The sequence below is a fragment of the Wolbachia endosymbiont (group B) of Germaria angustata genome, assembly GCF_964026725.1.
Lineage (GTDB): Bacteria > Pseudomonadota > Alphaproteobacteria > Rickettsiales > Anaplasmataceae > Wolbachia > Wolbachia pipientis_C.
Window position 1 is genome coordinate 795,480 of sequence record NZ_OZ034691.1, and the last position, 25,416, is coordinate 820,895.

At 33.1% G+C, this 25,416-nt stretch carries 23 protein-coding genes and 1 pseudogene; 13 read left to right on the top strand and 11 right to left on the bottom strand.

Features of this window, described 5'->3' with window-relative positions; genetic code table 11:
- Positions 1 to 204 precede the first annotated feature (204 nt).
- Positions 205 to 795 (bottom strand): orotate phosphoribosyltransferase, encoded by a 591-nt coding sequence (pyrE, locus tag AAGD63_RS03910; protein ID WP_341813095.1) that lies wholly within the window; start codon positions 793 to 795, stop codon positions 205 to 207.
- Positions 792 to 1,976, bottom strand: coding sequence for a dicarboxylate/amino acid:cation symporter (locus AAGD63_RS03915; protein ID WP_006015333.1), 1,185 nt, complete (start codon positions 1,974 to 1,976; stop codon positions 792 to 794). Before AAGD63_RS03915 ends, pyrE begins: the two co-directional genes overlap by 4 nt.
- A gap of 121 nt (positions 1,977 to 2,097) precedes the next feature.
- On the opposite strand from AAGD63_RS03915, the gene AAGD63_RS03920 reads away from it, so the two are divergent.
- The gene (locus AAGD63_RS03920) at positions 2,098 to 2,568 is read left to right on the top strand and encodes a hypothetical protein (protein ID WP_341813096.1); all 471 of its coding nucleotides are present in this window, start codon (positions 2,098 to 2,100) and stop codon (positions 2,566 to 2,568) included.
- Positions 2,569 to 2,650: 82 nt separating this feature from the next.
- Here AAGD63_RS03920 and murB read toward each other — a convergent pair whose 3' ends face one another.
- Together murB and hemC are read right to left on the bottom strand one after the other, a co-directional pair.
- The gene (murB, locus tag AAGD63_RS03925; protein WP_341813097.1) at positions 2,651 to 3,535 is read right to left on the bottom strand and encodes a UDP-N-acetylmuramate dehydrogenase; all 885 of its coding nucleotides are present in this window, start codon (positions 3,533 to 3,535) and stop codon (positions 2,651 to 2,653) included.
- Complete coding sequence (gene hemC, locus AAGD63_RS03930) at positions 3,526 to 4,404, bottom strand: hydroxymethylbilane synthase (protein ID WP_341813098.1); 879 nt, start codon at positions 4,402 to 4,404, stop codon at positions 3,526 to 3,528. Before hemC ends, murB begins: the two co-directional genes overlap by 10 nt.
- A 119-nt stretch (positions 4,405 to 4,523) precedes the next feature.
- Here hemC and AAGD63_RS03935 point away from each other — a divergent pair, with 119 nt between their 5' ends.
- The 4 genes from AAGD63_RS03935 (at position 4,524) to AAGD63_RS03950 (ending at position 7,279) form a co-directional block, all read left to right on the top strand.
- Positions 4,524 to 4,889 (top strand): hypothetical protein, encoded by a 366-nt coding sequence (locus tag AAGD63_RS03935; RefSeq protein WP_264331238.1) that lies wholly within the window; start codon positions 4,524 to 4,526, stop codon positions 4,887 to 4,889.
- 107 nt (positions 4,890 to 4,996) lie between these two features.
- On the top strand, positions 4,997 to 6,511 hold the full coding sequence (gene secD, locus AAGD63_RS03940; protein WP_341813099.1) for a protein translocase subunit SecD: 1,515 nt from the start codon (positions 4,997 to 4,999) through the stop codon (positions 6,509 to 6,511).
- 142 nt (positions 6,512 to 6,653) lie between these two features.
- On the top strand, positions 6,654 to 6,887 hold the full coding sequence (locus tag AAGD63_RS03945; protein ID WP_341813086.1) for a hypothetical protein: 234 nt from the start codon (positions 6,654 to 6,656) through the stop codon (positions 6,885 to 6,887).
- 83 nt (positions 6,888 to 6,970) lie between these two features.
- Complete coding sequence (locus tag AAGD63_RS03950) at positions 6,971 to 7,279, top strand: transposase (protein ID WP_341813085.1); 309 nt, start codon at positions 6,971 to 6,973, stop codon at positions 7,277 to 7,279.
- 543 nt (positions 7,280 to 7,822) lie between these two features.
- Here the strand turns inward: AAGD63_RS03950 and AAGD63_RS03955 are convergent.
- From AAGD63_RS03955 to AAGD63_RS03965, 3 genes are all read right to left on the bottom strand, one after another.
- Positions 7,823 to 8,782 (bottom strand): P44/Msp2 family outer membrane protein, encoded by a 960-nt coding sequence (locus tag AAGD63_RS03955; protein WP_341813100.1) that lies wholly within the window; start codon positions 8,780 to 8,782, stop codon positions 7,823 to 7,825.
- 58 nt (positions 8,783 to 8,840) lie between these two features.
- Positions 8,841 to 10,067: a tRNA (N(6)-L-threonylcarbamoyladenosine(37)-C(2))-methylthiotransferase MtaB gene (mtaB, locus tag AAGD63_RS03960; RefSeq protein ID WP_341813101.1), complete on the bottom strand. Its 1,227-nt coding sequence runs from the start codon at positions 10,065 to 10,067 to the stop codon at positions 8,841 to 8,843.
- Positions 10,068 to 10,369: 302 nt separating this feature from the next.
- Positions 10,370 to 10,852 (bottom strand): hypothetical protein, encoded by a 483-nt coding sequence (locus AAGD63_RS03965; RefSeq protein WP_341813102.1) that lies wholly within the window; start codon positions 10,850 to 10,852, stop codon positions 10,370 to 10,372.
- A gap of 397 nt (positions 10,853 to 11,249) precedes the next feature.
- On the opposite strand from AAGD63_RS03965, the gene AAGD63_RS03970 reads away from it, so the two are divergent.
- Complete coding sequence (locus AAGD63_RS03970) at positions 11,250 to 11,498, top strand: hypothetical protein (protein WP_341813103.1); 249 nt, start codon at positions 11,250 to 11,252, stop codon at positions 11,496 to 11,498.
- A gap of 372 nt (positions 11,499 to 11,870) precedes the next feature.
- Here AAGD63_RS03970 and AAGD63_RS03975 read toward each other — a convergent pair whose 3' ends face one another.
- Positions 11,871 to 12,752 carry a hypothetical protein gene (locus AAGD63_RS03975; RefSeq protein ID WP_341813104.1) on the bottom strand — a complete coding sequence of 294 codons (882 nt, stop codon included), beginning with the start codon at positions 12,750 to 12,752 and terminating at the stop codon, positions 11,871 to 11,873.
- Between the two features lie 101 nt (positions 12,753 to 12,853).
- On the opposite strand from AAGD63_RS03975, the gene recG reads away from it, so the two are divergent.
- Both recG and AAGD63_RS03985 read left to right on the top strand, forming a co-directional pair.
- A complete protein-coding gene (gene recG / locus AAGD63_RS03980) occupies positions 12,854 to 14,893 on the top strand; it encodes an ATP-dependent DNA helicase RecG (protein WP_341813105.1) in 2,040 nt (679 codons plus the stop codon).
- Positions 14,894 to 15,222: 329 nt separating this feature from the next.
- Positions 15,223 to 15,417 (top strand): hypothetical protein, encoded by a 195-nt coding sequence (locus tag AAGD63_RS03985; RefSeq protein ID WP_341813106.1) that lies wholly within the window; start codon positions 15,223 to 15,225, stop codon positions 15,415 to 15,417.
- A 219-nt stretch (positions 15,418 to 15,636) separates the two neighbouring features.
- On the opposite strand, the gene ykgO is transcribed toward AAGD63_RS03985, so the two are convergent.
- The gene (ykgO, locus tag AAGD63_RS03990) at positions 15,637 to 15,765 is read right to left on the bottom strand and encodes a type B 50S ribosomal protein L36 (RefSeq protein ID WP_006015378.1); all 129 of its coding nucleotides are present in this window, start codon (positions 15,763 to 15,765) and stop codon (positions 15,637 to 15,639) included.
- 69 nt (positions 15,766 to 15,834) lie between these two features.
- Complete coding sequence (locus AAGD63_RS03995) at positions 15,835 to 16,653, bottom strand: pyruvate, water dikinase regulatory protein (protein ID WP_341813796.1); 819 nt, start codon at positions 16,651 to 16,653, stop codon at positions 15,835 to 15,837.
- Positions 16,654 to 16,796: 143 nt separating this feature from the next.
- Between AAGD63_RS03995 and ccmC the strand changes: the two genes are divergently transcribed.
- The 4 genes and pseudogenes from ccmC (at position 16,797) to guaA (ending at position 22,757) form a co-directional block, all read left to right on the top strand.
- A complete protein-coding gene (gene ccmC / locus AAGD63_RS04000; RefSeq protein WP_006015382.1) occupies positions 16,797 to 17,507 on the top strand; it encodes a heme ABC transporter permease CcmC in 711 nt (236 codons plus the stop codon).
- Between the two features lie 387 nt (positions 17,508 to 17,894).
- The gene (locus tag AAGD63_RS04005; protein WP_341813107.1) at positions 17,895 to 18,938 is read left to right on the top strand and encodes a hypothetical protein; all 1,044 of its coding nucleotides are present in this window, start codon (positions 17,895 to 17,897) and stop codon (positions 18,936 to 18,938) included.
- A 564-nt stretch (positions 18,939 to 19,502) separates the two neighbouring features.
- A pseudogene (locus tag AAGD63_RS04010) lies at positions 19,503 to 20,967 on the top strand (secretion system protein).
- Positions 20,968 to 21,194: 227 nt separating this feature from the next.
- Complete coding sequence (gene guaA / locus AAGD63_RS04015; RefSeq protein ID WP_341813108.1) at positions 21,195 to 22,757, top strand: glutamine-hydrolyzing GMP synthase; 1,563 nt, start codon at positions 21,195 to 21,197, stop codon at positions 22,755 to 22,757.
- A gap of 220 nt (positions 22,758 to 22,977) precedes the next feature.
- On the opposite strand, the gene AAGD63_RS04020 is transcribed toward guaA, so the two are convergent.
- Positions 22,978 to 23,670, bottom strand: a complete 693-nt coding sequence (locus tag AAGD63_RS04020) for a TerC family protein (protein WP_143689513.1) — start codon at positions 23,668 to 23,670, stop codon at positions 22,978 to 22,980.
- A 281-nt stretch (positions 23,671 to 23,951) separates the two neighbouring features.
- Here AAGD63_RS04020 and AAGD63_RS04025 point away from each other — a divergent pair, with 281 nt between their 5' ends.
- Positions 23,952 to 25,355, top strand: coding sequence for a malonyl-CoA decarboxylase (locus tag AAGD63_RS04025; RefSeq protein WP_341813109.1), 1,404 nt, complete (start codon positions 23,952 to 23,954; stop codon positions 25,353 to 25,355).
- Positions 25,356 to 25,416: the final 61 nt, after the last annotated feature.

Consider the following 25,416-nt stretch of genomic DNA (forward strand, 5'->3'; position numbering starts at 1 on the left):
GTTTTCAATGAAACTACATAAAGCAAGTGTCACGAACCGGAATGACACCTATTATTGTTTTTACTTTATATCTTTATTTGTCTATCTTATTTTGCCATTCCGTTGAACGAATACAGGAAAATAAACTGTAATATCTAACTTTGATGCAAAAAGATCAACATATAACACGTAAAAGTTACTGAATCACTTTAGCCATATATAGAATTATTTTGTTAAATATTCTCTACTCCCAGGTTTCATTATGGGTAATTGTTTTAATTCACTTGGCAGTTCTTCCTCGCTATAGTTTTTGATATTTAGTTCAATCAAAGATATGATAGGAAAAGGTAGTTTTGTTTCACTATTTCTCTTGATCAAAGAAGCTCCAGCAACAACTTTACCTCCCTTCTCTTCTGCACATTTTACTGCTTCAAGTGAAGATTTACCTGTGGTAATCACATCTTCAATTAGTAATATCTTCTCACCTTGTTTAATCTTAAATCCACGGCGTAATTTAAATTTACCATTAACACGTTCGCAAAATATTGTTCGGATTCCAAGCTGTCTACCAATCTCATAACCCACGATTATTCCACCAATTGCAGGAGATAGTATTAAATCTATGGGTTCAATAAGCTCTTTTCTTATTTTATTCGCCAATAGCTCACAAACGTTCATTGCTCTGCTTGGATTTTCAAAAATTTTAGCGCATTGTATGTAAGTGTTGCTGTGCAGCCCTGACGAGAGTACAAAATGTCCGTGCAAAATCGCACCAGCCTCTTCAAATTCTTTTATTATTGTATTATCTAATATCATTCTTGAGTTTTAAATTCTTTATTAATTATCTGTGTTATACAGATATCAGACCACACATTTATTGCAGTTTCAAACATATCAATGATTGTATAAATAGGCAAAATCAATCCCATAATGTACAAAGGAACATTCATTGATACCAAATAACTAGTTGCCATAAAATAGCACCCCATCGGCACTCCAGCGTTACCAATTGCAGCTCCTGTAGCTAAAAAAATCCATATGAACATCTCACTTAAGGAAAATGTGTGCCCATTCATCTCTGCAACAAACATCACTGTGATTAAAATAAATGCAGCACACGCATTCATATTAACTGTTGTGCATATTGGTAGAATAAAAGATGACAATTTCTTTGGTACCTTTAGCTGATTTTGCACACATTCTATAGTTGTAGGCAGCGTTGCACTAGATGATTTAGAAAAAAATGCAAGTGTAAGTGCTGGCATAACACCTTTCATCGTTTGAATTGGTGATATACCTTTATGCCACATGAGTAGTGGCAAAATCACAAATGCTTGCACGAAATTTGCAGACATTATGCAAGCAAAATACCAAAAAAGACTATGGAATTCGCTGCCACCTTTTAACTCGTATAAAAAACATGTGATAAAAGACCATACAGCAAGAGGAATAAACTTTAATAACCCTTGAGCAATTCTAAGAAGTGTATCAAATAGTGCAGAAAATATTTGGTGTAATATATCTTGTTTTTCTTTTGAGAGCGAAATAATAGCTCCACCCATCAAAAAAGCAATCAATATGCTGCCAATAACATTATTTTCAAGAAAAACTTGCACAAAATTCGAAGGAATGAGTGATTTTAAGTATGAAAAGTAATTGTGGTTGCTGTCACTCACACTTTCTATTGTGTTACTTATGAAATTTTTTCTTACTGGATCTATGAATAAATAGAAAGATAGCGCAACAAATGCAGCTATAATGGTTGTAAGCAGCGTATAAAACAGTGTCTTCTTAAGTAATACTTTAATTTCAATTGAGTCTTTAAGTCCCGAAATTGTGGACACGATAGATAGAAAAACTAAAGGTAAGCTAATCAATTTCAATAAACTGATGAATATATCACTAAGTAGCCTTGCTACTTCAAATATCACTTCATTGTTTAAATAGTAAGCAACTATTGCAAACAATATAGAAAAGAACACTGCAAACTTATGCACTGGAAATAAAACCTCAAATTGATATTATACAACAATTTTTGGAATTAGGTTAATATAACTTTACAGATGAAGGAAGAATGAGTAACATTTCATTATTAATTAAATATACATAGAAGGAGGTATGGGTCCAGAAATTAAAAAGCGTTTAAAGTCTTATGGGATAGCAGCTATAATAGGAACACTTATAGGCTTTAGTTTAAACTTTGCAGCTTTATCACCTTTAATCATAGGCGGAATTATTTCTTTGGTTTCTACATACTCATTTCTCATTTTAATTACTTCCAGAGAAGATAGTCTTAAGCATTATGAAAAAACAAGCCAAACAAAGCTAATAGCTTATTTTTTATGTACCTTAGCTACCACTGCCGTAGTAGGGATTGGTCTTGGTGCAGCTATAGGTACTATTTTTCCTACTGTAATATTAAATATAGAATTAGCAGCTTTGATGAGTGCAACAATAGGAGTTATTGCACCATTTGTAAGTCTTTTTGCATTAGGTTTATTAGCATTGACGGTTGAAAAAATAAATGAATGTATTATAGAACCTACAGTCGAAAAAGTAAAAGAATGCTTTTCTTTAAAGGAAGCATAAATTATCCTCGCAAAATAGTGTACCTTGGACTTAAATTGAAGTGTACTCAATTGAAATAGGTCATATTAGAGAAGGTTAGAAGTTACCTACCCAAAACCCTTATCTCCCACTCAAGTTCAATGTTAAATTTATCTTTTACTGCATCTTTTACTCTGTTGCCAAGGTTTTCTAAGTCAAGTGCAGTTGCATTATTGTAATTGAGTAGAAAATTACAATGTTTCTTAGAAATTTTAGCTACACCATTATCTAATCCTCGGCAGCCAGATTCATCAATCAGTTTCCATGCCTTGCAGCCTATTGGATTTTTGAATATACAACCAGCAGTTTTTCCTCTTACTGGTTGGCTTTTATTTTTTTTATCAATAACTTCTTTCAATCTTTGCAATATAAGCTCATACTCTGAACTTACTCCTTTAAATTCAGCTTCAATAAAAATCCACCTGCCTTTTAGACTATGTCCACGATAAAAATATCCCATTTCTTCACTGGAAAATTCATATAAATTTCCATCTTCTAGATTCACTGCCCTTATAAATTTTACAACACTCGCAATATCACTACCATATGCACCTGCATTCATTTCTATTCCACCGCCAACTGTTCCTGGAATTCCGGCAAGAAACTCAAGCCCACTAATTTGCTGTTCCCCTGCAAAGTAGGCAAGGTTACTAAGCAGTGCAGCACCACCTGCAACGATGGAGCTATTATCTTTACATTTAATATATGCAAATTCCTTACCTAATTTCACCGTTATTCCTCGAATGCCACTATCTTGCACTATTATGTTAGATGTTGCACCGATAATGCTAATTGGTAACTCAGTATCTTTTATCAAGCACATTAGATCTTCAACGTCACGTGGCTTAAATAGTACATCAGCTTGGCCACCAACATTTAACCAAGTCATTTTAGACATTGAAACATTATAACGGTAGATTCCACATACTTTAGGTAAGCTTATAAGCATTTTGATTTTAACTCTAATCCTGCATCCATACCCATTTTTTCGGCATCTTCTACAAACGAAGTACGCTCAGTGAAGTATATACCTTTCTCATCTGCTAACATACAACAAAGATTCAGCATGTTTTCACTCACATATTCTGCTAAAGCTGCAAGCGGCGTAAAGCATGAACCATTTACTGTCTTCATGAAACTGCGTTCTGATTTTGCCCTTATAAAAGACATATTATTATTAATTTTCTCTAAAAGATCGATAACTTTTATATCATTCTTTCGGCATTGAATGCAAATTGCCCCCTGCCCTACTGCGTTTAACATGACTTTTGGTGATAATACTTCTGTAATTAAATGGTGTTTTTTTAATCTTATCAGTCCTGCTTCGGCTAAAATCATTCCATCAAAATTCTGATTTTGCAGTCTAGTTGTCACATTTCCACGCAGTGGCACTACATTTAAGTCTGGCCTGAGATTTAGTAGCTGAACTTTTCTTCTTATTGAAGAAGTTGCAATTGTAGCCTGCTGTGGCAAAGTTTTTAGGCTCTTATATTTATGAGAAATAAATACATCACATGGACTTAGCCTCTCTAAAACACAAGGAATTGTTAAGTCCTTCGAGAAAAACGCAGGTACATCTTTTAGCGAATGAACCGCCATATCTATATTATTTTTGAGTAATTCAGCCTCAATCTCCCTGAGGAATAGTCCTTTACCTCCTATTTCAGCAAGGGTTACATTAGCATATTTATCACCAGAAGTTTTGATTTTAATGATCTCAACGGATAGATTAGGAAAAGACTCTAATAATCTTTGTTTTGCTTCCAAAGCTTGGATGATCGCAAGGTCGCTTCCTCTCGTACCTATTTTAACTAGCATATATCCTTCATATTATATGTCTATATTCTATGCCCATTTTTTATTATCTCCAATTTAGTTATTGAACATTTTACAATTAGCCCTTAGTATCACGAACATTTAGTAATCGAGGAGTATGTATGTTTGATATTTTAAAAGATTCTAATGGCAGATTTAATAAAAAGAATATTTTACCTCTTGTAGGTGCCACTGTCGCTATTATTCTAACAGCATTAAGTGCAGTATTAGCAATTCCCAGATTTTTCTCTCACCCCTCTCTATCTAGTCCTCTCGGTTGGAAAGATTCAAGTTATAGTAAATTTCTTGCTAATCACATACCACTTAGCATAGTTATTTTCTTAACACTTGGTTTATGCACTTACCTTGCAATTGACAAAATTAGACAAAACAAACAAACAGAGAATCTGAGAGCCAACTCTGAACCTAATACATGTGTTTATACTGCTTCAATAAATGATGTTCTAGAAGAACAAAATCAATTATAGAGATATTGGTTCTAGGCTTGTTTTTTATCTTTCACGGACCTTTTCATTTAGGTGCTTGTGATTAGCAACCATTCAGTTTACACTGTACCTAAGTATAGTTTAAATTTATGCTAAACAAGCTCACAGTTAAATCTCTTTCAGTATTGCTAATTTTTTTGCTATCTTTATATATAATACTGCCAAACTTCTTTGATAATAAGTTTCTCACCTCAAAAAAGAGGATAAATCTAGGGCTCGACCTGAAAGGTGGATCATCTATACTCCTAAACGTAGACTTAGATTTTTACTTCAAAGAGAAACTAAGCATGCTAACCGATGAAATAAAAGAAGGTCTGTTAACACAAAAGATTGAATTTAGCGCAAAGAACGATAAACAAGTGGTTGTAACTTTAAATAATATTGATGATTACAAAAAAGTTTCAACGTTAATACATAAAATAAACCCAAATTTAGAATTGAGTAGAAAAAATACTGCAATTTTCATTTCATATAAACCGCATTATAAGAATTCATTAATCAATGAGGTAGTTTCAGAGTCAATAATTAATGTCCAAAGGCGCTTAGATAAGCTTGGTACAAAGGAAGTAAGTGTACAAAAACAAGGGCAAAATAAGATATTAGTTCAAGTTCCTGGAGTAGAAGACACTCAGCAGATAAAATCTCTGCTTGGCAAAACAGCTAAGCTAGCTTTTCATTTGGCAAATACTAACATAGAAAAGTTGCAAGATATAGACCATGAAACTACTGTAATGCTCAAAGATTCTTTGGGTAATTCCTACCCGATATTCCGCAAAACTGAAATAGGTGGTGATTCATTAGTTAACGCATCAGTTAGATTTGGCAATTTAGGTAAATCAACAGTACATTTCAAATTCGACAGCATAGCAAGCAAAAAATTTGCAAAAATTACTAAAGAAAATGTAGGAAAGCCTTTTGCAATTGTTTTAGATAACACAGTTTTAACTGTACCAACAATACGTGAACCTATTCTAAATGGAGAGGGAGAAATTAGCGGTAATTTCACTGAAAAACAAGCGAGTGAACTTGCAATACTTTTAAAATCAGGTGCACTACCTGCACCACTTAAAATAATTGAAGAAAAAAACATTGGTCCAAGCCTTGGAGAAGAGTCAATAAAAGCAGGAGAAATTGCAGCAATAATCTCTATCATAGCCGTTGGTTTATCTATAATCATTACTTACGGCAAATTAGGCTTGTTAGCGTCTGTTGCACTCGTTTTTAATGTAATCTCTATACTACTCATTCTTACCTTACTTGAAGCAACTCTTACTCTCCCTGGAATTGCTGGAATTGCACTAACTGTTGGCATGTCGGTAGATGCAAATGTTTTAATATTTGAACGCATTCGCGAAGAAATAAGAGCAGGAAAAAGAACAGCTCGTGCCATTGACGAAGGATTTAAAAACGCAATAAAAACAATTCTTGATTCAAACCTCACTACACTAATTGCTGCGGGAATAATGTTCATTATTGGTAGCGGAGCAATTAGAGGATTTTCTATCACTTTATCGATAGGAGTTTTATGCTCGATGTTTTCTGCAATTATAGTCACAAAACTTCTGATAGAATTGTGCATCAACCCACAAAAGCTAGTACTTTAGTATCTGTTCAGAAGAGTGACAAAATAAGATAGACGAGAAAAGACAACTAAATGGTTGTCATGCAAGTAGCTATCCAGTCTTTTCGTCGTCAAAAACGTTGTAACATGCTCACCAATTTAGTAAGCATAAAAACAATATATTTGTGGAGGAAAAGGAAAAAAGAAACCATCTTCAGGCTATCACAAAGGATATTGCCATAAGATTAAAGATATGGATAGATTTATCAAATTTCTGGATGGATATTAGAATTGAAAAGATAATTGAAGAATTTGGTAATATGTGTAGAAACACAGTATATAACTACCTTAGCAAAGTAAACTATACATATAAAAAAAACTTTTCTTTATCGAGAAAGAGAAACGCAAAGAGTTCATAAAAAAAAGTAGAAGAAATAAATAAAGAAAACTTGATATACATAGATGAGTCTGGAATAGAGGACAATGAATTTTATGAATATGGGTGGTCTCAAAGAGGCAAGAAGTTATTTGCCCAGGGTTTAAAAGAAAGAGGGTAAGCATAATTGGAGCACTGAATGAAGGAAAAGTTAAAGCACCATGGATAATTGATGGCTACTGCAATAGTGAGATTTTTGATGCTTATGTAGAAAATGTACTTGTTCCTGTATTTAAACCTGGACAGACTATTGTTCTCGACAATGCGAGCTTTTATAAATCTGCAAGGACAAAAAATTTGATAGAAAATATTGGGTGTAAAATTTTGTTCTTGCCTCCATACTCGCCAGATTTAAATCCGATTGAGAAGTTCTGATCAAGCACGCCATAAGAAAGGCTCTACAAACCTTTTGGCCCAATATTAATTCGGCTATTGATTTTGTTTTTTAGTGCTCAGGCAAATCTCACTTCGGTTAGCTATATTACTAAAATCTCGTATTCTACATTTGACTTTAATAGCTCTTTATCTTCCTGAAATCTGGATGTTTTATTAATGCATCTTCTATTCAGCTGTTAGCAAGAACTTTCACTTATTCCATAGCTTTGCGCTATATGGAAATATGTACAGTATTTACACAAATATTCGAGTGCTATTAATAAATATGCATTATTTATTTGGTTTTCCTCCTCTTGCCTTTTTCTTGGCCTCTTCCTCTATTAAAATTTCTATTATTTTTCCAATGTTTTTCCTTTTACTCCTCTTAGTCTTCGAAGCTTCTCTTCATCAAGTTTACTTACCTGCTCAAAATTTATACCTTCCCTAATATTGCTTCTACTACTTGTTTCTTAAGTTATCCAAGAAGTCTAATGGCAAGCACTGACCACTTTTGCTTCAGATGCCCTTGAACAGATATTATTACTAGAAATTAAACATCAAACCAACTTCAATACTATGAGTGGATATATCATCTGCAATAGGTATTGGGATACTAAAGTAACGATAGCCGAAAAAGGTTTTAACTTCTGGGATTATTAAATAATTAACACCAAGCTTTATTTGATAAGCAAACCAAGGAACATTCAGTGGCATTGAATTTTCTGGTGAACCATTAATCTTTTTTAATCTAAAAACTGTTGGCCCTATACCAAGACCAATGTACGGAGCAAATTGTGTATCTTGAATGCTGGAGTTATAATAGAAGTTTAATAAAAATCCAAACACGCTTGCTGATTTCTCAAATACCGGAGGAGAATTACTATCTTCAATATTGGCTGTAGAATACATAGCTTCAAAATCAACTCGGCCATTTTCCCCAGCATAGTAACCTAAAGATACGCTCCTAAGCCACTGGAAATCAATTTTGCCGTTAAATTTTTTTATACTCTGAATTTCATCCACTAATCCCGCTTTGATGAACACTGATACTAATTTTTCTTGCAAAGAAAGATTAGGATTAGCTGTATTGATTAAATTAATAAACCTTTCTCCTATTGCCTTTATACCCTTTACAAATGTTTCTGAATTATCATGGCATATCTTACCACCGTTAGCACTAACATAGAAATCAAGTTTTTTTGATTTTTCCTTTGTAGGTTCAGTTTGATCTGCAATACTTGGCCACATATTTTTCTGATCAGTTATTTGAACAACAGAAGGTTGTTCAACAGAACTATTTTCAGGCTTTTGATATTTTAAATCATTAATTAGTATTTTTTTTTCAGTAACTTCTTCAGAATATATCACATTTTCATTATTGTCTGTTTCTAGTTTTAAGGGTTGTATTTGCTCAATGTGTGTATTGTTACTGATATAAGTAATAAAAAAATAGACACATGGAATGAAGATGAAAAATAAAGCAATAGATATTCTAGTTATCATAAATGAATTATCACTTATAGTATGATTACTATATCATATATTCCTTTAATGCACAAAATTAAGAAATAATATTTCCAATTAAACAATTATCTTCTATTCCTTTAACATGGGCTTTCACAATACTTTTAGCTTGAACTCTTGATGTAAGTTTTATTAATGCAAAATTTTCTGTTCTACCAATATTATTCTGCTCAACCAAAACGCTTTGCTCAGTGCCGAGCAAAGATTGATAAAAACTGCTCATCATTTCTTTATTTATTTTTCTTAGATGCTTTACTCGTTCTTTACGCACATTCTCTGGTATTTGTGGCATTCGTGCAGCAGGTGTATTCTTCCGCTCTGAATATGGAAAAGCATGTAGATAAACTACATTTATTTTTTTCAGTAAATCAACTGTATCCTCAAACATTTCATCAGTTTCTGTTGGAAATCCAGCAATAATATCAGCGCCAAATGCTATATTAGGCCTCAAGCTCTTCATTTTATGATAAAATTCTATCACTTGTTCTCTATTGTGACGACGTTTCATTCTCTTTAGTATTAAATTATTACCAGACTGTAGACTCAAGTGTAAGTGAGGCATAAGTCTTGACTCATTAGCTATTAAATCCATTAGTTCATCATCAACTTCAGCAACATCAATAGAGGAAAGTCTTAGTCTCTTTAACTGTGGTATATCCTTTAAAACTCTTCTAATCATTGAACCAAGTGATTGCTTACCAAACAAATCTGTACCAAAATCAGTAATATCAACACCTGTAAACACCACTTCTTGATACCCATTTTCTATAAAAATCTTAATTTGCTCTATAATATTGTTTACTGGCACAGATCGATTATTCCCTCTTGCCTCAGTAATTGAGCAAAATGTACAGCTATGATTACAACCATTTTGAATTTCAATAAACGCCCTTGATTTATCTTCAAATCTATTAATGAGAATAGGTTCTACTTGGTTATCACTAACTAAGATTTCATCATTATTTAGTAGATAATTTTCAGCTCTTAGCTTGTCTTGATTACCTAGCACTTTACTTACACCAGGAATATCACTATATGATTTAGGATCTAATTGAACGGCACAGCCAACTACGATAATTTCTTTACTTGGGTCGTTTTTATAGATCTTACGTATTTTTTGCTTTACTTGACGTTCTGCTTCATTTGTCACTGCACAGCTATGCACCACAACAACATTTTCTCTCTTTGCTTTTTTTAATGCTTCTTTGATTAATTCGCTCTCGTAAAAATTTAGACGACAACCAAATGTTATTACTTCATTCATGCTTTTGCTTTAATAGATCTAAATTATATCAAATATTCAAGCAAAATGACTATTTTTTGGTAGACTTTAACAGAATCGCTAGAGTTGGAGCTCACAGGGAGAATTTGCAGATATGCGGTAAGACCATTTAACATTTTGACATTATGTTCCTTAGAAAAAAAGGCTTAAGGCCAATGATGTTAACCTCAAGCGAATATAAACCAAAAAACATCTTGCTAAACCCTGAAACTCTACCATGCAAATCCATCTATATCATTTGGTACATAAGTGTCAGAATAAGCTTCATCCAAACTTTCTGCTTTCTATGGAAGCCACGAAGAAGGTTTTATCTTCTCTAAAACTTTACCTGGTATTGATGTTATCTCTTGCTTCACGTCTTCTTTTAATTTTTCTATTTGTAACCGAGCAAAATCTTCCACGCGAACCATGAGTTTATCTGTTAGCTCTTTTATCATATCTCGATTTTGTTCTGCAACTTTCTTTGTAATAGGTACGACAATTTTACTTATAATCTCTGTTCCTAATGGAACAACGATTTGCTTTGCAACCTGATCACTAACAGGTTTAATAAGGTAATCTGCTATACTCTTTGCTGTATCTCCAGTCAGATTTGTTATTTTTTTTAAACTATCACCAATAATACCATAGTTTTTTTGGTACATCATATCTTCATCAGCAACTTCATATCTTCCTAAATCATCATACATTCCCATTTCTTGGTGAGACAATCCATTTGCATCAGATACATATCCGTATTTATTAAGTGAATTGGAATTAGACCGCATAACATTCCCCTAATTATTTATATATACCTATTTCAGTATAAAACAACTAACAAAACATTAACTTTGAAGAACTCTTCTCAATTAATACATCAATAAAGGTAAGACCATATAATTTTCTCCTTTCTTGATACTATTCTCCTCCGAACTTAGTTCACACAGTTATTCAGACACTTCTGAATTTACCACTTTATTCCACTGATCTTCATCTAAAATTTACCACCCCCAATTCCACTGCTTTTTTATATCTTGACTAGGTCTTCTCCTACAATTAGGTAATCAGTACTTTTATCTGCAATGTACCATATAACTACACCAAGCTACAAATATGACACAAGAGTTTAGATTATTTTAGTTATTCTCTTGTATAAGATACTCTTTATATCAAAAAGAGGACCATATGAGTGAAGCAACTTTTTCTGAAAAAAATCAGCTTTCTAGAGAGGACATAGTAGAGTTAACAGAACTTATGTGTCTTGAACGAAGTGAAGTAAGTGAAAGTGGAACAGGGCTATCAGAACTTATAGCTGAACAGGAACAAATACTTGAGGATTTAGGAATAGAATCAAAAGAGCTTTTATGTTCTCAGCATACAGGAATATATGAGAACCTTAGTCAGCCCTATTCTACGGATCTCGAGGTTTTATAGCAGATATATAGATTATCATTATTATTGATACCTACTCAAGAGTTGCTATGGCAAACAGAGAAAACTGCAATTACTGCCGCTAATCTTTTTAATATATCTTTCTTTGATGGTGCTATTATCACGCATTTTGACTGATATGGGCTATGATAAACCAGAAAATCACAGCTATATTTAGGAATTGAGACAAGGCCTCATTTAGGTAAATATTGCTATGCAGACTTTTCTTGATAGCAAACATATTGCTTTTTAGAAAAATATTAGTAGCATCAAACATAGAGATTGATATTAGTTTTTCTGTCAGATTAAGTTGCGTCTAGTACAACTGACTATGCAAATAAGCTAACAGAACTTGAGATATTTTAATTGTTAGTTTTAGGGTGTATTTTCATGTTCATTGCTATGAATGGGCAGAGCTACCTCTTCGAGGTAGCTCATCGGATCACCTAAATCATGCTCTATTTCTACTTCAAACTTGAACCCTAACTTCTCGCAAAATTTGTAGAAATATTCTTTAATGATATCAAATAGATTTCTGTCATCAATTGTGTAATCTCTCAATTTTCGGGGCACAGTAAGTAACAATTTGCTATCTTTATATATCACATCATCTTTCCCATCTTGAGATTCAAGTGTGAACTCTAGTGAGAACGATATATCACATACTCTGGCTTCTTCTCCCAACACTTGAATAGGTATCATTGAAGTATCACATCTGACTCCCACAGAATCTGAATTTTTTTCACAGTCAATTAGTACCCTTCTACAAACGTTACTACTATTAACATCCATATGTAATTTATGTTTGCTATTAAGTGCTTCAATAAATGGTGCATATATAAACTCATATCCTGCTTGATTATAATTGGTAACCAATTCCTCTAAGATAGAGTCACTTGGAACTTGAGCTTCAGCATATTCAAATATTTCCTTAAAAACTTCTTTTGCAAATTGGCGATATTTCTTCTTTCCATTTCCGTCATTTCCAATTAAACCAGCATGTCTTTTATATAATTGATTAATAAAAGCTTGATCTATATCCTTTTTGTTGATAATAAACTTCATTCTTGGAAAATCTAAGTGCATCTGCTCACCAATGTTTGCTGACTTATTGGTTTTATCAGCCCTTAACTTGCTAAAATCAAACTTTTCCGCTGTAGCCTTTAGCGTAACTACTGGATTTTCCTTTTTTTTTCCTGTATAGAGTTGTTCATTGTTAATACTTTGATATGAATTGCCGATAGTATAATAATACATAAAAATAGTTAATATGTCAATAATATACTTAACATAGACAGTCATAATAGGGTGACAGGATTTTAGTAAGGCTCTATTATGAATAAACGGTTTTACACAGTATGAATGTTGATGAGCAGTCAAGTGTGCTGACTTTTCTAAATAGTAAAATTGAGAATATACCAAGGTTTCATTCCGCAATATTGCCTAAACTTTGCGGTGGAGACAGAGTAATGGACTTGCTGTTTTATAGGCCGCTCAGTTATGTGGATAGAAGTAAATCACTACCTGATGCTCAGGTGGGAGAATTTACAACTTTTGTGGCAAAAGTGTATGAGCACCAGCGCCCCACTGTTAGAGGTAGGCCATATAAAATAATCGTTGAAAGTGAAAGTCAGTATTTATTTATAGTTTTTTTTAATTACTCAGTTAAATATTTGTATAAATTATTTCCAGTTGGAACAGATATAGTAATCAGTGGTAAACTTGAAAAGTTTGCCGAACATTGGCAAATTACTCACCCAGATTATATGTTATCTGATATCAATCAATTTAAAGAAATAGCCTGCATAGAGCCAATTTACCAATTATGTCGCGGTATTACTAACAAGAGCATTAGAAACATAATAAGTTCTAATCTAAAAGATTTGCCTGATTTGCCAGAGTGGATAGATGAAACATTAATCAAGCAAAAGAAATGGCTGAATTGGAAAGAAAGCATCATAAGATTGCACAGACCGAGCTCACTCGCAGAAGCAGAAGTTTACAGAGAAAGACTTGCTTATGATGAGCTATTTGCGTACCAGTTGGCACTAAAGCTTGCAAGGGAAAATCATGTAAAAAAAGAGGGAAAAGAATTTATAATATTGAGTAAATACAAAGAGCAGGTCTTAAATGAATTACCGTTCCAATTAACAAATGATCAAATTCGAGCGATAGATGAAATCTCAGAAAGACAAAAATCCAGATACCGTATGGTAAGTCTGCTGCAAGGTGACGTTGGGAGTGGCAAAACTGTAGTTGCACTCTTTGCGATGCTAAATGTGGTAGAAAATAACATGCAAGCAGCTTTAATGGCACCAACCACTATCTTAGCGGAGCAACATTATAATTGGATCGAAGAAACTCTATCTTGTACTGATATAAAAGTTGCTTTGCTTACCGGTAAAACTGCGCGCAAGGAAAGAAAGATTATTATGAACGAACTTGCAAGTGGTATTTTAAATATAGTAATTGGTACTCATGCATTATTTCAAGCCAACGTTACATTTAAAAATTTAGGACTCGCAGTCATAGACGAACAACAGCGATTTGGAGTGATGCAGAGGAATCGGTTGGTAGGAAAAGGAGAAAATACCGATATACTTTTTGTTACTGCAACTCCCATTCCAAGAACCTTGCAGCAAGCTATGTATGGTGATGTTGAATGTTCTATTTTAAGGGAAAAACCAAAATCTAGATTGCCAATAAAAACCGTTATTATGAACGTTAAAAAAGTATCAGATATTATTCAAAGACTGAAAGATGCTATAAATAGAGGCGAAAAAGCATATTGGATTTGTCCATATATAGAAGAAAACGAAGAACTCAATATTGCCGCAGCAGAAATGCGCTTTCAGGAACTAAAAAAGACATTTTTTGATAGAGTTGGAATAATACATGGAAAACTAACTCAAGAGCAGAAAGATCAAGTGATGTTTTCCTTCAAGAGGAATGAATTTTCTCTGCTTGTTGCAACCACTGTGATAGAAGTTGGCATAGATGTACCAGATGCAACTATTATGATTATAGAGAATGCAGAGCAGTTCGGGTTATCGCAATTACATCAGTTAAGAGGTAGAGTAGGACGAGGAAATAAACCGTCTTTTTGTGTACTGTTATATGACAATCTCAGTAAAAGTTCGTATTCAAAGTTAAAGATTATGTGTGAGTCACAAGATGGATTTTATATTGCTGAAAAGGATATGATGCTGAGGGGTAGCGGAGATATTCTAGGCACAAAACAATCAGGGTGCATGGAGTTTAAATTTGCTGATTTATATGAGGACAGAGAATTGCTCAACCTTGCATATAATAGTGCAAAAGGTACAATAGCTAATTTTGAATTACTGCTTGATATATTTGAATATAGAAGTAGACTACATTTTTCAAAATTTCAGTAATCTTCCAAGCCATAACCTTCATGAGTAGAAATTCCTTGACAGACGGAAGTATTTAACAAACCATATGCGTCAAGTTAAGGAAAAATAAGAGTGAAGAAGAAGTTTTTACCATAAGAATAAATTGTGCAGAGTTAATAGCAGGCCCTGTAAACAAAATGTTAGCAGGTCAAATTAATCAAGGGCAGGAAGTATAAAAATGGAAAAAAAGCGGTAACTTAGCCTAATGACAATAAAGATATATATAGAAGGTACCGTTTTAAAGAGCACAAAAGGAATACACAGTAAAAGCGAGAAGAAGTTGAGAGCATGTATGGAAGCAGTGTGGAGAAATGGCTGCCAATGATCAAAAATTTACTGCAATTACAGAAGTATACACAAGAGGTTTAAAAGGTGATGCAAAAAGGGAATTTTGGCAAAATGACTTAAGTATGCACAACAAGATCCAGATTTGCATAATTGATGATCAGATGTCATTCATGCTCAGCCTATATATAGAAAAAATTCTCAAGCTCAAGAGGGCTTAGGGTGAAACTAAAATTCATGGACTTGTTGACGCACGTAATTAATTTCTTTTTTTAAGTTAATTAATGTTAACAAGCCACGTCTGCCTGTAATCAGGTTAATACCAAAATATAATGTAAGAGAAGAAATGGGCAGTGCTATGGTTAAATACAACAATTTTTGTTTCTTTCTAACCATGCTTCCATATGAAAAACATATGACATAAAAAGGCAAACAAAAAGCTAAGAACCTTGACGCGCTTTACATCTTGGCTTTACCTTATTTATAATATAAACTTTACCACCCCTTTTCACAACTTTACAATTTTTATCTCTGTTACGATGAGATTTTAGTGACCCTTTAACTTTCATATCTATAGTAAGAATAGAATTACCTTACATTATGATCACTGACAGAGAGTTAGTCAATTGATAAATTTTTCACATTTTATTAAAATATTGTATAATTGTTGCTGATACTTCTTCGATCGACCTTTGCGTAACATCAATAATTGGCCAGTTATTTTGCTTAAAGAACTCCTCCGCTTCTTTAATTTCCTTTTCTACTTTTCTAGGGTCAGCATATATATTATTACCTTCATTATTAATTGAAGTCAGTCTATTTTTGCGTATTTCTATTAGCCTTCTTACTTCTATTGTTACTCCTATAGTCAGTTTATTTTTTAATTTTGCTAAGTCGACGTAAAAGGGTATCTCGCTAACAAAAGGAACATTTGCAACTTTATAGCCTCGGTAAGCTAAATACATACTGGTGGGAGATTTTGATGTGCGTGAAACTCCAACCAAAATTATATCGGCTTTATCAATATCTTGAATATTTTGTCCATCATCATGATTAATGGTATAGTTTATTGCCTCAATGCGCTGAAAATATTCGTTATTTATTTCAGTATATAGGTCAAGTTTTTCATCTTTTTCAATTTCAAGATAGGATGAAATTTCTCTAATAATATGTGATAATATTGCTCTATATGGAATTTTTAACTTGATACAATTATCTTTTAGATATTTTCTGAGTCCATCATCAGTAATAGTACATATAACAAAGTTATGCTCATCACTTTTTCTATTAATTTCCTCTAAAATTTTGTCAATCTGCTCTTCTCCTTTTACGAAAGACCAAACATATTCGATCGTTTCTACAGAACGAAAGTGTTTCAGAGCTGATTTTGCAACTGATATAACAGTTTCACCACTTGAATCTGACACTAAGTGTAGGTTAAGCTTTTTAAGGGTCATCAACGTTATACTAAAAATAATAGCAAGCAATCTGCTACTGAAATTGTGCTAATCTATTATACTACGTAAATATAGAAAAACTATCTTGTTGATAAAACTCAAACTAATTGATAAATTCTTAACACAATTATTCTCAAAAACGAATGTTTTTATTAAAGCCTACAAATTTCTCCCATTTTTCTAAGAAAGCCCTGCCTTGGCTTGGGGTTATTTGTCTTGCATATTTTTTAATTGGAATGTTCTTAGCATTATTCTTCTCCCCAGGAGATTATAAACAAGGAGAAATCGTACGAATTATGTATCTTCATGTGCCTTCTGCATGGCTTGCTCTTGGAATATACGGACTCATTGCATCACTTAGTTTTATTTCATTGGTATGGAACAATAGTATTGCCAGTGTCTTGGCACATGCTGCTGCTCCTGCAGGGACAGTCTTTTCGGCAATATGCTTAATCACAGGTAGCGTCTGGGGAAAAGGAACATGGGGTACTTGGTGGGTATGGGATGCAAGGCTTACTTCAATGCTGATTTTGTTTTTTCTGTATGTTGGTTATCTTTCATTGTGGAGTGCTTTTGATAATCAAGCAAGAGCAGAGAAATCATCAGCAGTATTTGCCATTTTTAGTGCTATAAATATTCCCATAGTAAAATTTTCTGTGAATTTATGGTCTACTCTTCATCAGCCAGCAAGTATTTTTAGAAAAGGTGGAGTAGCAATAGAAGGTTCTTTACTGCTGCCACTCATTGCAATGTTTATATTTTGTGCAACATTCTTTTTAGTAGTGTGGATACTTAATGCCCTTCATTTAATTAATTTGCAGAAGATAAAGAGAGAAATCAGCATGCGATATTAGGCATATAGTTCCAGAGTGTAATGTTGTGAACAGCGACAGAGATTAAAATGTAGAGCAATCATCCATTGGCAAGTTCCAGAACTAATTACGTACAAACCACACTTCAAGATTATAGTGATTAATCACATGCAAGTAGAAGAATCATGATTCTCTAGTGAATAAAGATGTGCTCTATGTAAAGCTGGTGAAGATAAGATAGAAATTGAAAGAAAATCTAATTATTGGTTATTATGCTATATTTATAATGCAAGTTATTAAATTTTTAATTACTTTAGCTTATAATAATTTCTGAATTAACCTGAGATTTCTTGAACTGTGGTTTCTTTATATTCAGGTAGATACTTATACTTTTATGTAATCCCAGTTTTGACTGTAGAGGAGGTTCCTATGTCAAAAAACACCTATAGTGACCAAATTAATAATAGTTATTTATATAACAACAAACTTTTTTATGGTAAAGAAGGTATAGACGAGATGACTGAGGGTGAAACTACGACTGAGAAGCGATTTACAAATCCAGTTCCAATAGTAATAGAAGCTTTTGAACTCGCAGAAAAGGAACTTACGAAATGCGCAGAGGAGGTTAAGCGAGCAAAAGCAGAGACTGAGTGGTATAAAAAAATAGCTGAAGAATGTAAAAAAGGAAGTGGTACGGGCGAACCTGTTACCGATGAAGGAGAGAATGAAAATGGAGAAATTACATCTCGAAAAGTAACCTCAGATTGTTCCAAGTATGAAAATTGTGGGCCGTATTCTCATTTTTATAAAGTTGATAATAAGATAGGTTGTCAAGGTTTTAGTGCATCTGATTTACTAAAGGAATTATATCCTGAGATGTACAGTAATCCTAAGATTGCAAAATATATAGAAGAGGGAGCAAATGGTAATTATGGTGCAGTAAATTTTAAATTTGCCTTCACAGAGGATCTTAATTCAATATCCTGGCTTGGTAATATAGAATGTGAAAAATGTGTGGATGATCAAAGAGAGTTAGCGTGTCAAGAAGAAGAGATTAAGAGTTTCTGTTACCCGAACGTTTACCGTAGTAATCCAGAATTCAACAAGAGCTTTTTTTCCAGAAGAGCATGTCCTAATCTCTTTAGAGAGTCCAGTGAAACAAGTGTTGTAAAAGCAAAACAAGTTGCACCATTGATACTTGTTAATACCTTAGGACAAATGATAGATAAAGAAGGTAATAACAATAAAGTATACTATGATGCATTGAAGCGTTATCTAAATGATGATGGTAAAATCAAGGATTGTGGAGACAATCAAAAGTGTAAGGATTATATTCCAATTATGGAGAAAGTTGCATGGAATAGTGATAAGGAAGTACTATTAAAAACTGCTGTTAATAATACACAAGAAGCAAATCCTTACTATTATGGAAATGAGGATAATTCTACTTACGTTGAATTTGGTTCTATATAAGGCTGAATTTGTCTAATTTTTTCTACACTAGACACAATGTAGTCGTATCTGAACAAATACATAACCTATATAAAGAGGACGTAGGTACCATCTGTCCTTTTAAGGCATTTATGTCAATGATATGCGTAATCCATGATTTTAAACATGATGATCCTCCTAAGTAATATAAAAAAACTCAGAAAAATGTATATAGCTATGATAGAAGTTATCTATACATAAGTACAATATACTTTAACTAGAGGTTATAAATTAATGAAGTTGAAAAGTCTGCAGACGAAGATAGATTTAGAGCTCTAGAATATCTTCACTATCAAAATAACAAAGCTGTCAAAATTTGTCAAGTAATTTTTATCGCAACTGTACAAACATTTCACAGGACAAATTTAAAATGCTGTAAAATGGTGTCTGTTCAGACGTATGTGAAACCAGTGCTTCTTTTCATCCTACTTCTATGCGGCTAAACCTTTTTCATAATCTCCTATCTATCATTTCTTAAACCACTCCCCTGAACGGATACAATTAAATACATTTTTAACATTTTTATAGAAAACTATTAGTATAGATTTGTATGCTGCCCTCATGGCTATTTTAAAATGTTTAATACTCCTTTTCATTATTTCTTGTACACATCTACCTAACAAGCAACATTCTGTTAATATAGACAATTATAAGCACGATTATTCGTTGCAACAATATAATACTCCTTTGAAGAATAACGAACCAGCAATACCAGAAATGATACCTTTACCGGTAGAGTTTCCCGATCTTACAACCAGTAACCAGTTTCTTTCGATTAATGTTGATGAAAAAGTACCAGTAAAGGATTTACTGATTGAGATAGGAAAACTTTCTGACGTTAACTTAGACATAGATCCCCAGATATCAGGTAATATTATTTTAAAGCTAAAGGATAAGAATATAAATGAAGTAATTCAGAGTATAGCCAACAGCGCCAAATTGCGTTACTCAATGAATAATGGTGTAATTAGAATTGAACAGGATTTGCCATACGCACAAAATTATTATGTAGACTTCATCAATATTCAACACTCTGCTCAAAGCAATTTTGTCGTTAGTGGCAATGTTACAAGCAGCGATGCTGACAGGAATGTTAGAAAGTCTCAATATAGAAGTGACTTATGGAGTTCATTAGAAAAAGGCTTAAATGCAATAATGGATGTTAATGGAATGGATGATGGTGAATTTCTTTCATCCAACAGAGAAGCTGGTGTCATTATTCTGAATGCCAGGAAGGATATTCATAAAGCTGTTGAAGAATATATTAATAAAGTTAAGAGACTGGCGTCTTCTCAAGTAATGATAGAGGCCAAAATAGTTGAAGTTGTATTAGACGATAAATACCTTTCTGGTATCAACTTAAATGATTTGCATAATGAAACAAAATCTATAACAAATCAAGATAGTTCCATTACTAGCCTGGTAATGAACTCTGATTTAGAAAATTTAGTAAAAACTTTAGACAAGTTTGGCACTTCAACCGTAATTTCAAGCCCTAGAGTACATGCTATAAATAATCAGCAAGCAATGATTTCATTTACTAAAAACCATATCTATTTTACTTCCGATATACAGAAAGATACCGAAAACTCCAATCATGCCTTAATTACCAAGATGAATAGCACTCCAATAGGTGTGGTGTTAATAATCCACCCAAGCATTAACATTGATACTAACGAAATATTTATGGATATACACCCAACCTTATCAAGAATTAACAATTACACTAAAGACCCAAATATAGAATATGTCGCACAACAGAATAAAATGAAATTAAATAGTGACATTCCAATTATTGAAACCAGAGAAATGCACTCTACGTTAAAAATTAAGAGCGGCGAAGTTATGGTAATTGGTGGGCTTATAGAGCATAGAAAAGATAACCAAAACTTATTGCATCAAAAGTCAAAAACTGGCTAAGACAGTAGAAACCGTCATCTTCCTGAAAGCAACAATCGTACCAACACTTGGTTTATTAGATATAAAAGATAGGAATTTATATATATATTAAACGTATCCGTTCAGGCAATGGTATCAACTTAAGGAAAGATGTTGGGGTTGCTATTATGATAAGAAGAGAGTATCAGAATGATAATTAAGACAGCTTAATCATAAATCTGTTGCGGTAAATTTAAGTTACTTTAGTCATATATTAAAGTTTTTAAACAGGTCTTAGTTTACTTACTTTATTGTTTTCTTTATTATCAAATATTGCTTTAAATAATATGGAGGAGCACATTGTCAGCAATTGCCGTTATTGATTTTGGTTCACAGTTTACACAGCTTATTGCAAGACAAATCAGGGAAATGGGCGTTTACTGTGAAATATTTCCAAGCAATATCGATTTCGAAACAGTATCAAAATTCAATGGATTTATTTTTTCTGGAGGACCGCAATCTGTAAATGACAATTGCTCTGAAGTAAGTGAAGTAGCACATAAAATTATAAAACTTAACGAAACAATAAACACTCCTATACTTGGAATATGTTATGGACAGCAACTCATTTGTCATTATTTCGGGGCAAAGGTAAGAAAAGAATTCAATCAGGAATTTGGCAAAACTAAAATCAAGATACTAAAAGAATCCCCAATTATAAAGGATACTTGGGATGTTAATTCCGAAGTCGATGTGCTAATGAACCATGCAGACAGTGTCGAAACTATACCGCAAGGATTTACTGCTATTGCCTCAGGTATAATAAATAAAACAATCGCAATAATTGCCAACGAACAGCGGAAGATTTACTGTACTCAGTTCCATCCTGAAGTTAAGCCCACGACAAATGGTAGTAAACTTCTCTCTAATTTCTTAGATATTGCAAATTGTGAGAGAGATTGGACAATGAAGTCATTCATTGAAAAACAGAAGGAAAAAATTCAAAACTTAGTAGGGGGGAGAAAAGTAATTGCTGCAGTAAGTGGAGGGGTTGATTCAAGTGTTGCAGCAGTTCTTACACACAAAGCTATAGGAAAACAATTAAACTGTATTTTTATCGATACTGGGTTATTGCGTAAGAGCCAGACCACTGCTATGTTAAAAGAAATTCCAATAAATTACGTTGATAAATCAAACTTGTTTTTAAGTAGGTTAAAGGGAATAACTGATCCGGAAGAAAAGCGAAAAATTATCGGCAATACTTTTATCGAAGTATTTGAAGAAGAGGCAAAAAAAATAGGTGATGTGGATTTTTTAATGCAAGGCACCATTTACTCTGATGTAGTTGAATCAGGTCACGCTTCAGGAAACACTAGTACAATTAAATCTCATCACAATGTTGGTGGGTTGCCAGAAAAAATGAATCTGAAACTAGTAGAACCTTTACGCTATCTCTTTAAAGATGAAGTAAGGCTGCTTGGCAAAGAAATTGGGCTTTCAGATGAGATAATATTTCAACATCCATTTCCTGGACCTGGACTTGCAGTGAGGATCATAGGTGAGGTTGATGAAGAAAAGGTACGAATATTGCAAGAAGTAGATGAAATATATATCAACACAATGAAAAATTATGATCTGTATGATAAAATATGGCAGGCTTTTGCTGTACTGTTACCAGTAAAAACTGTGGGAGTTATGGGAGATAATCGTACATACGGATATGTTTGCGCTTTAAGGGCTGTGACTTCATCTGATGGCATGACAGCTGATGCATTTCCATTTGAAAATAAAGATCAACATTCGTTAGTATTTTGGAGGTTTTTGCAAGACGTCAGTAGTATAATTATTAACAAAGTTTCCGGAGTAAATCGAGTTGTGTATGATTTAACTTCCAAACCACCAGCAACTATTGAGTGGGAGTAGCAGTAATTTCATTCCAGTTTCAGCTACTCGAATCACAGCAAAGAGGCTGCTTGCATAACTCAAATTTTAAGGAAAACTATTTAATGTCATTCCAGCGCGTAACGCTGGAATCCAGAAAAAAAGAATCTGTGTCAGCTACTCGGATGACATCGAAATGTTCGTACAGATATTCGTCACACACCGGAATAAAAATTAGACTTTTGCTTTGTAGAAAATAATTTCAAGGCCGCATTGTCTTTATTTTGCTTATAGCTTCCACAAGCAATGCAAACATGAATGAAGAATACAAACATGCTTTTGGTAGCTCTATGTGAAGTCCTTCAAGTATTAAATATATACCGATGAGTAAAATAAATAGAATGGCAATTACTTTTAAGCTTGGGCTGGATTTTATTAACTGAGCGGTATAACTTGATGAAAATAGCATTGCTAATATGGAAAATGTAAATGCTATAGCAATGATTATCATATTATGAGTTAATGCTATAGCAGTTAATATTGAATCAACAGAAAAAACTAAATCTATTAATATAATTTGTAGCACAACTAAAAAAAATTGTGATTTAACGTTTGCCTTTGTTTTGTTCTCCTTATGTACAAAAATTTCGCTCCATAACTCCATAGAACTTTTAACAATAAGGAATAACCCTCCTGCAATCATAAGCAAATCTTTTACTGAAATATCTAGTGATACAGAGTGAAATATAGGCTTTTCCATTGATAATATATGTGATATAAAAAATAGTATTACAAAACGCATCAATAGCGCCAAGCCAAAACCTATCAGGCGGGCTCTTTCTCTCAGCAGATTTGGCACCTTATCTATTGCTAGAGAAATAAAGATTAAATTGTCTATACCAAGTATAGTTTCAAGTAGCGTAAGTATCAATAAAGTCCAAGCATCAGCTAGCATTTTCATTCCAAAGTCAGATTTTGTACTTTACAATAGATGTGTAAAAATTAAGTAACTTCGACTAGGTAATTAAAAAATCAGCCTTACCCGGAAAAGAAAGAGGCAAAAGGGCATTTTTATAATAAAAGTACTTTTGTAAGAGAAATAATGAAATTAAAAATCTAACTCTCTTTACGAAAATTTTAATAGATTGCAAAATAGTTGTGCCATGAAAATATATGCCTTCTTTGTAGACTAAGATTTTTCTTTAAATTAAGATAGATACACGATAAAAGGGACATATGACAAAAGAATCATTAGCAAAAACTGATATAGTAAAAGTTGAAGATAAGAAAGCAACAAAGGGCTTTTTTAAAATATTAGGTGAAGTAGCAGATGCTGTAAGGTCATGGGTTGGCAATATTGGCCCTGATTTAAGTAGTAGTCGCGATATCAATAGTTTAGTCTTGAAGATGAACGAATGCTTAAACCCAAAGGGGGGTGAAGTCTCAGCACGTAAGAACACCGTATCTCTTGGTAATTTGTACTTGAGTTTATCAGAGGCAGGTCAAATAAAATTTTTACAAACCCTGGCAGAAAAGTTCAATCCGGATAAAACGAAAATAGATGAAGAAATAAAAGTATATAAGAAAAATCAAGATTCTGAGTCGAGCTATAAGTTTGAACAAGACTTAATAAAAGTCCTTGAATCACCACGCTCTAAAATATTGAAGCAGTTTATCTCCTTACCAGAAGGTCTTAAGTTTATTGTTGATATGCGCTCTGATGTGCTTAAGCTAAAGAACCAATATGAAAATCTAAATCCTCTAGAAAATGAATTAAAAAATATACTCTGTACTTTGGTTGATGTTGATCTACTTGATCTTCATCAAATCACCTGGGATTCACCTGCATCATTGTTGGAAAAACTTATAAAATATGAAGCTGTACATAAAATTTCCTCTTGGGGTGACCTAAAAAACAGACTAGATTCTGATCATCTCTGTTTTGCTTTTTTTCATTACAAGATACCGAACGAACCTCTAATTTTTGTAGAGGTTGCATTGGTGAATAAGATTGCAGATAGCATCCAACACCTTTTAGATGAATCAGTGCCTTCAAGTGATCCAAGTAGTGCAAGCACTGCTATATTCTATTCAATATCAAACACTCAAACTGGTTTATCTGGAATCAGCCTTGGTAATTTTTTGATCAAAAGGGTTGTAGAAAAGCTATCACAAGAGTTTAAAAGTATAAAAACATACGCAACTCTTTCTCCAATACCTGGCTTTACGAAATGGCTAAAAAACAATCTAAACCAAGATGTCACTTTATTGGGCAAACTAAATATAAAACAATCTAGTGCAGAAATTTTAGAAAGTGCAGAGCAATTAAAAACTAACATTGAATGTGAAAGTGCAGTAAAACAATGCTTGCTTAAACTATGTGTATATTATTTACTAAAAGTGAACAATAGTAATCGAAATGCTTATGACCCGGTGGCGCATTTTCATTTAAGCAATGGTGCATCGATAAGACAACTAAACTGGATGGCGGATACTTCTGAAAAGGGTATTAGTCAGTCGGCTGGAATGATGGTAAATTATCTGTATGAGTTGCCTAAAATAGATAATAATCATGAAAACTATATGGTTAATAAGGTTATTTCCTGCTCGAAAAAAGTGTCGTCTATGTTGAAGGAGTAAATAGTCTCTTAATAAATAATTGCCCTCACAACACTTAAAATGTAAAATAGTTTCACTAATT

Excerpts from the sequence above, each read along its gene's own strand:
- AAGD63_RS03970 (WP_341813103.1), top strand. The coding sequence starts at position 11,250 with ATGAGTGAAGCAACTTTTTCTGAAAAAAATCAGCTTTCTAGAGAGGAC.
- mtaB (WP_341813101.1), bottom strand. The coding sequence starts at position 10,067 with ATGAATGAAGTAATAACATTTGGTTGTCGTCTAAATTTTTACGAGAGC.
- AAGD63_RS04005 (WP_341813107.1), top strand. The coding sequence starts at position 17,895 with ATGTCAAAAAACACCTATAGTGACCAAATTAATAATAGTTATTTATAT.
- AAGD63_RS04020 (WP_143689513.1), bottom strand. The coding sequence starts at position 23,670 with ATGCTAGCTGATGCTTGGACTTTATTGATACTTACGCTACTTGAAACT.
- AAGD63_RS03965 (WP_341813102.1), bottom strand. The coding sequence starts at position 10,852 with ATGCGGTCTAATTCCAATTCACTTAATAAATACGGATATGTATCTGAT.
- secD (WP_341813099.1), top strand. The coding sequence starts at position 4,997 with ATGCTAAACAAGCTCACAGTTAAATCTCTTTCAGTATTGCTAATTTTT.
- AAGD63_RS04025 (WP_341813109.1), top strand. The coding sequence starts at position 23,952 with ATGACAAAAGAATCATTAGCAAAAACTGATATAGTAAAAGTTGAAGAT.
- ccmC (WP_006015382.1), top strand. The coding sequence starts at position 16,797 with ATGTTTTTATTAAAGCCTACAAATTTCTCCCATTTTTCTAAGAAAGCC.
- AAGD63_RS03995 (WP_341813796.1), bottom strand. The coding sequence starts at position 16,653 with ATGACCCTTAAAAAGCTTAACCTACACTTAGTGTCAGATTCAAGTGGT.
- ykgO (WP_006015378.1), bottom strand. The coding sequence starts at position 15,765 with ATGAAAGTTAAAGGGTCACTAAAATCTCATCGTAACAGAGATAAAAAT.
- hemC (WP_341813098.1), bottom strand. The coding sequence starts at position 4,404 with ATGCTAGTTAAAATAGGTACGAGAGGAAGCGACCTTGCGATCATCCAA.
- pyrE (WP_341813095.1), bottom strand. The coding sequence starts at position 795 with ATGATATTAGATAATACAATAATAAAAGAATTTGAAGAGGCTGGTGCG.
- murB (WP_341813097.1), bottom strand. The coding sequence starts at position 3,535 with ATGCTTATAAGCTTACCTAAAGTATGTGGAATCTACCGTTATAATGTT.
- recG (WP_341813105.1), top strand. The coding sequence starts at position 12,854 with ATGAATGTTGATGAGCAGTCAAGTGTGCTGACTTTTCTAAATAGTAAA.
- AAGD63_RS03975 (WP_341813104.1), bottom strand. The coding sequence starts at position 12,752 with ATGTATTATTATACTATCGGCAATTCATATCAAAGTATTAACAATGAA.
- AAGD63_RS03920 (WP_341813096.1), top strand. The coding sequence starts at position 2,098 with ATGGGTCCAGAAATTAAAAAGCGTTTAAAGTCTTATGGGATAGCAGCT.
- AAGD63_RS03985 (WP_341813106.1), top strand. The coding sequence starts at position 15,223 with ATGGCTGCCAATGATCAAAAATTTACTGCAATTACAGAAGTATACACA.
- AAGD63_RS03955 (WP_341813100.1), bottom strand. The coding sequence starts at position 8,782 with ATGATAACTAGAATATCTATTGCTTTATTTTTCATCTTCATTCCATGT.
- AAGD63_RS03935 (WP_264331238.1), top strand. The coding sequence starts at position 4,524 with ATGTTTGATATTTTAAAAGATTCTAATGGCAGATTTAATAAAAAGAAT.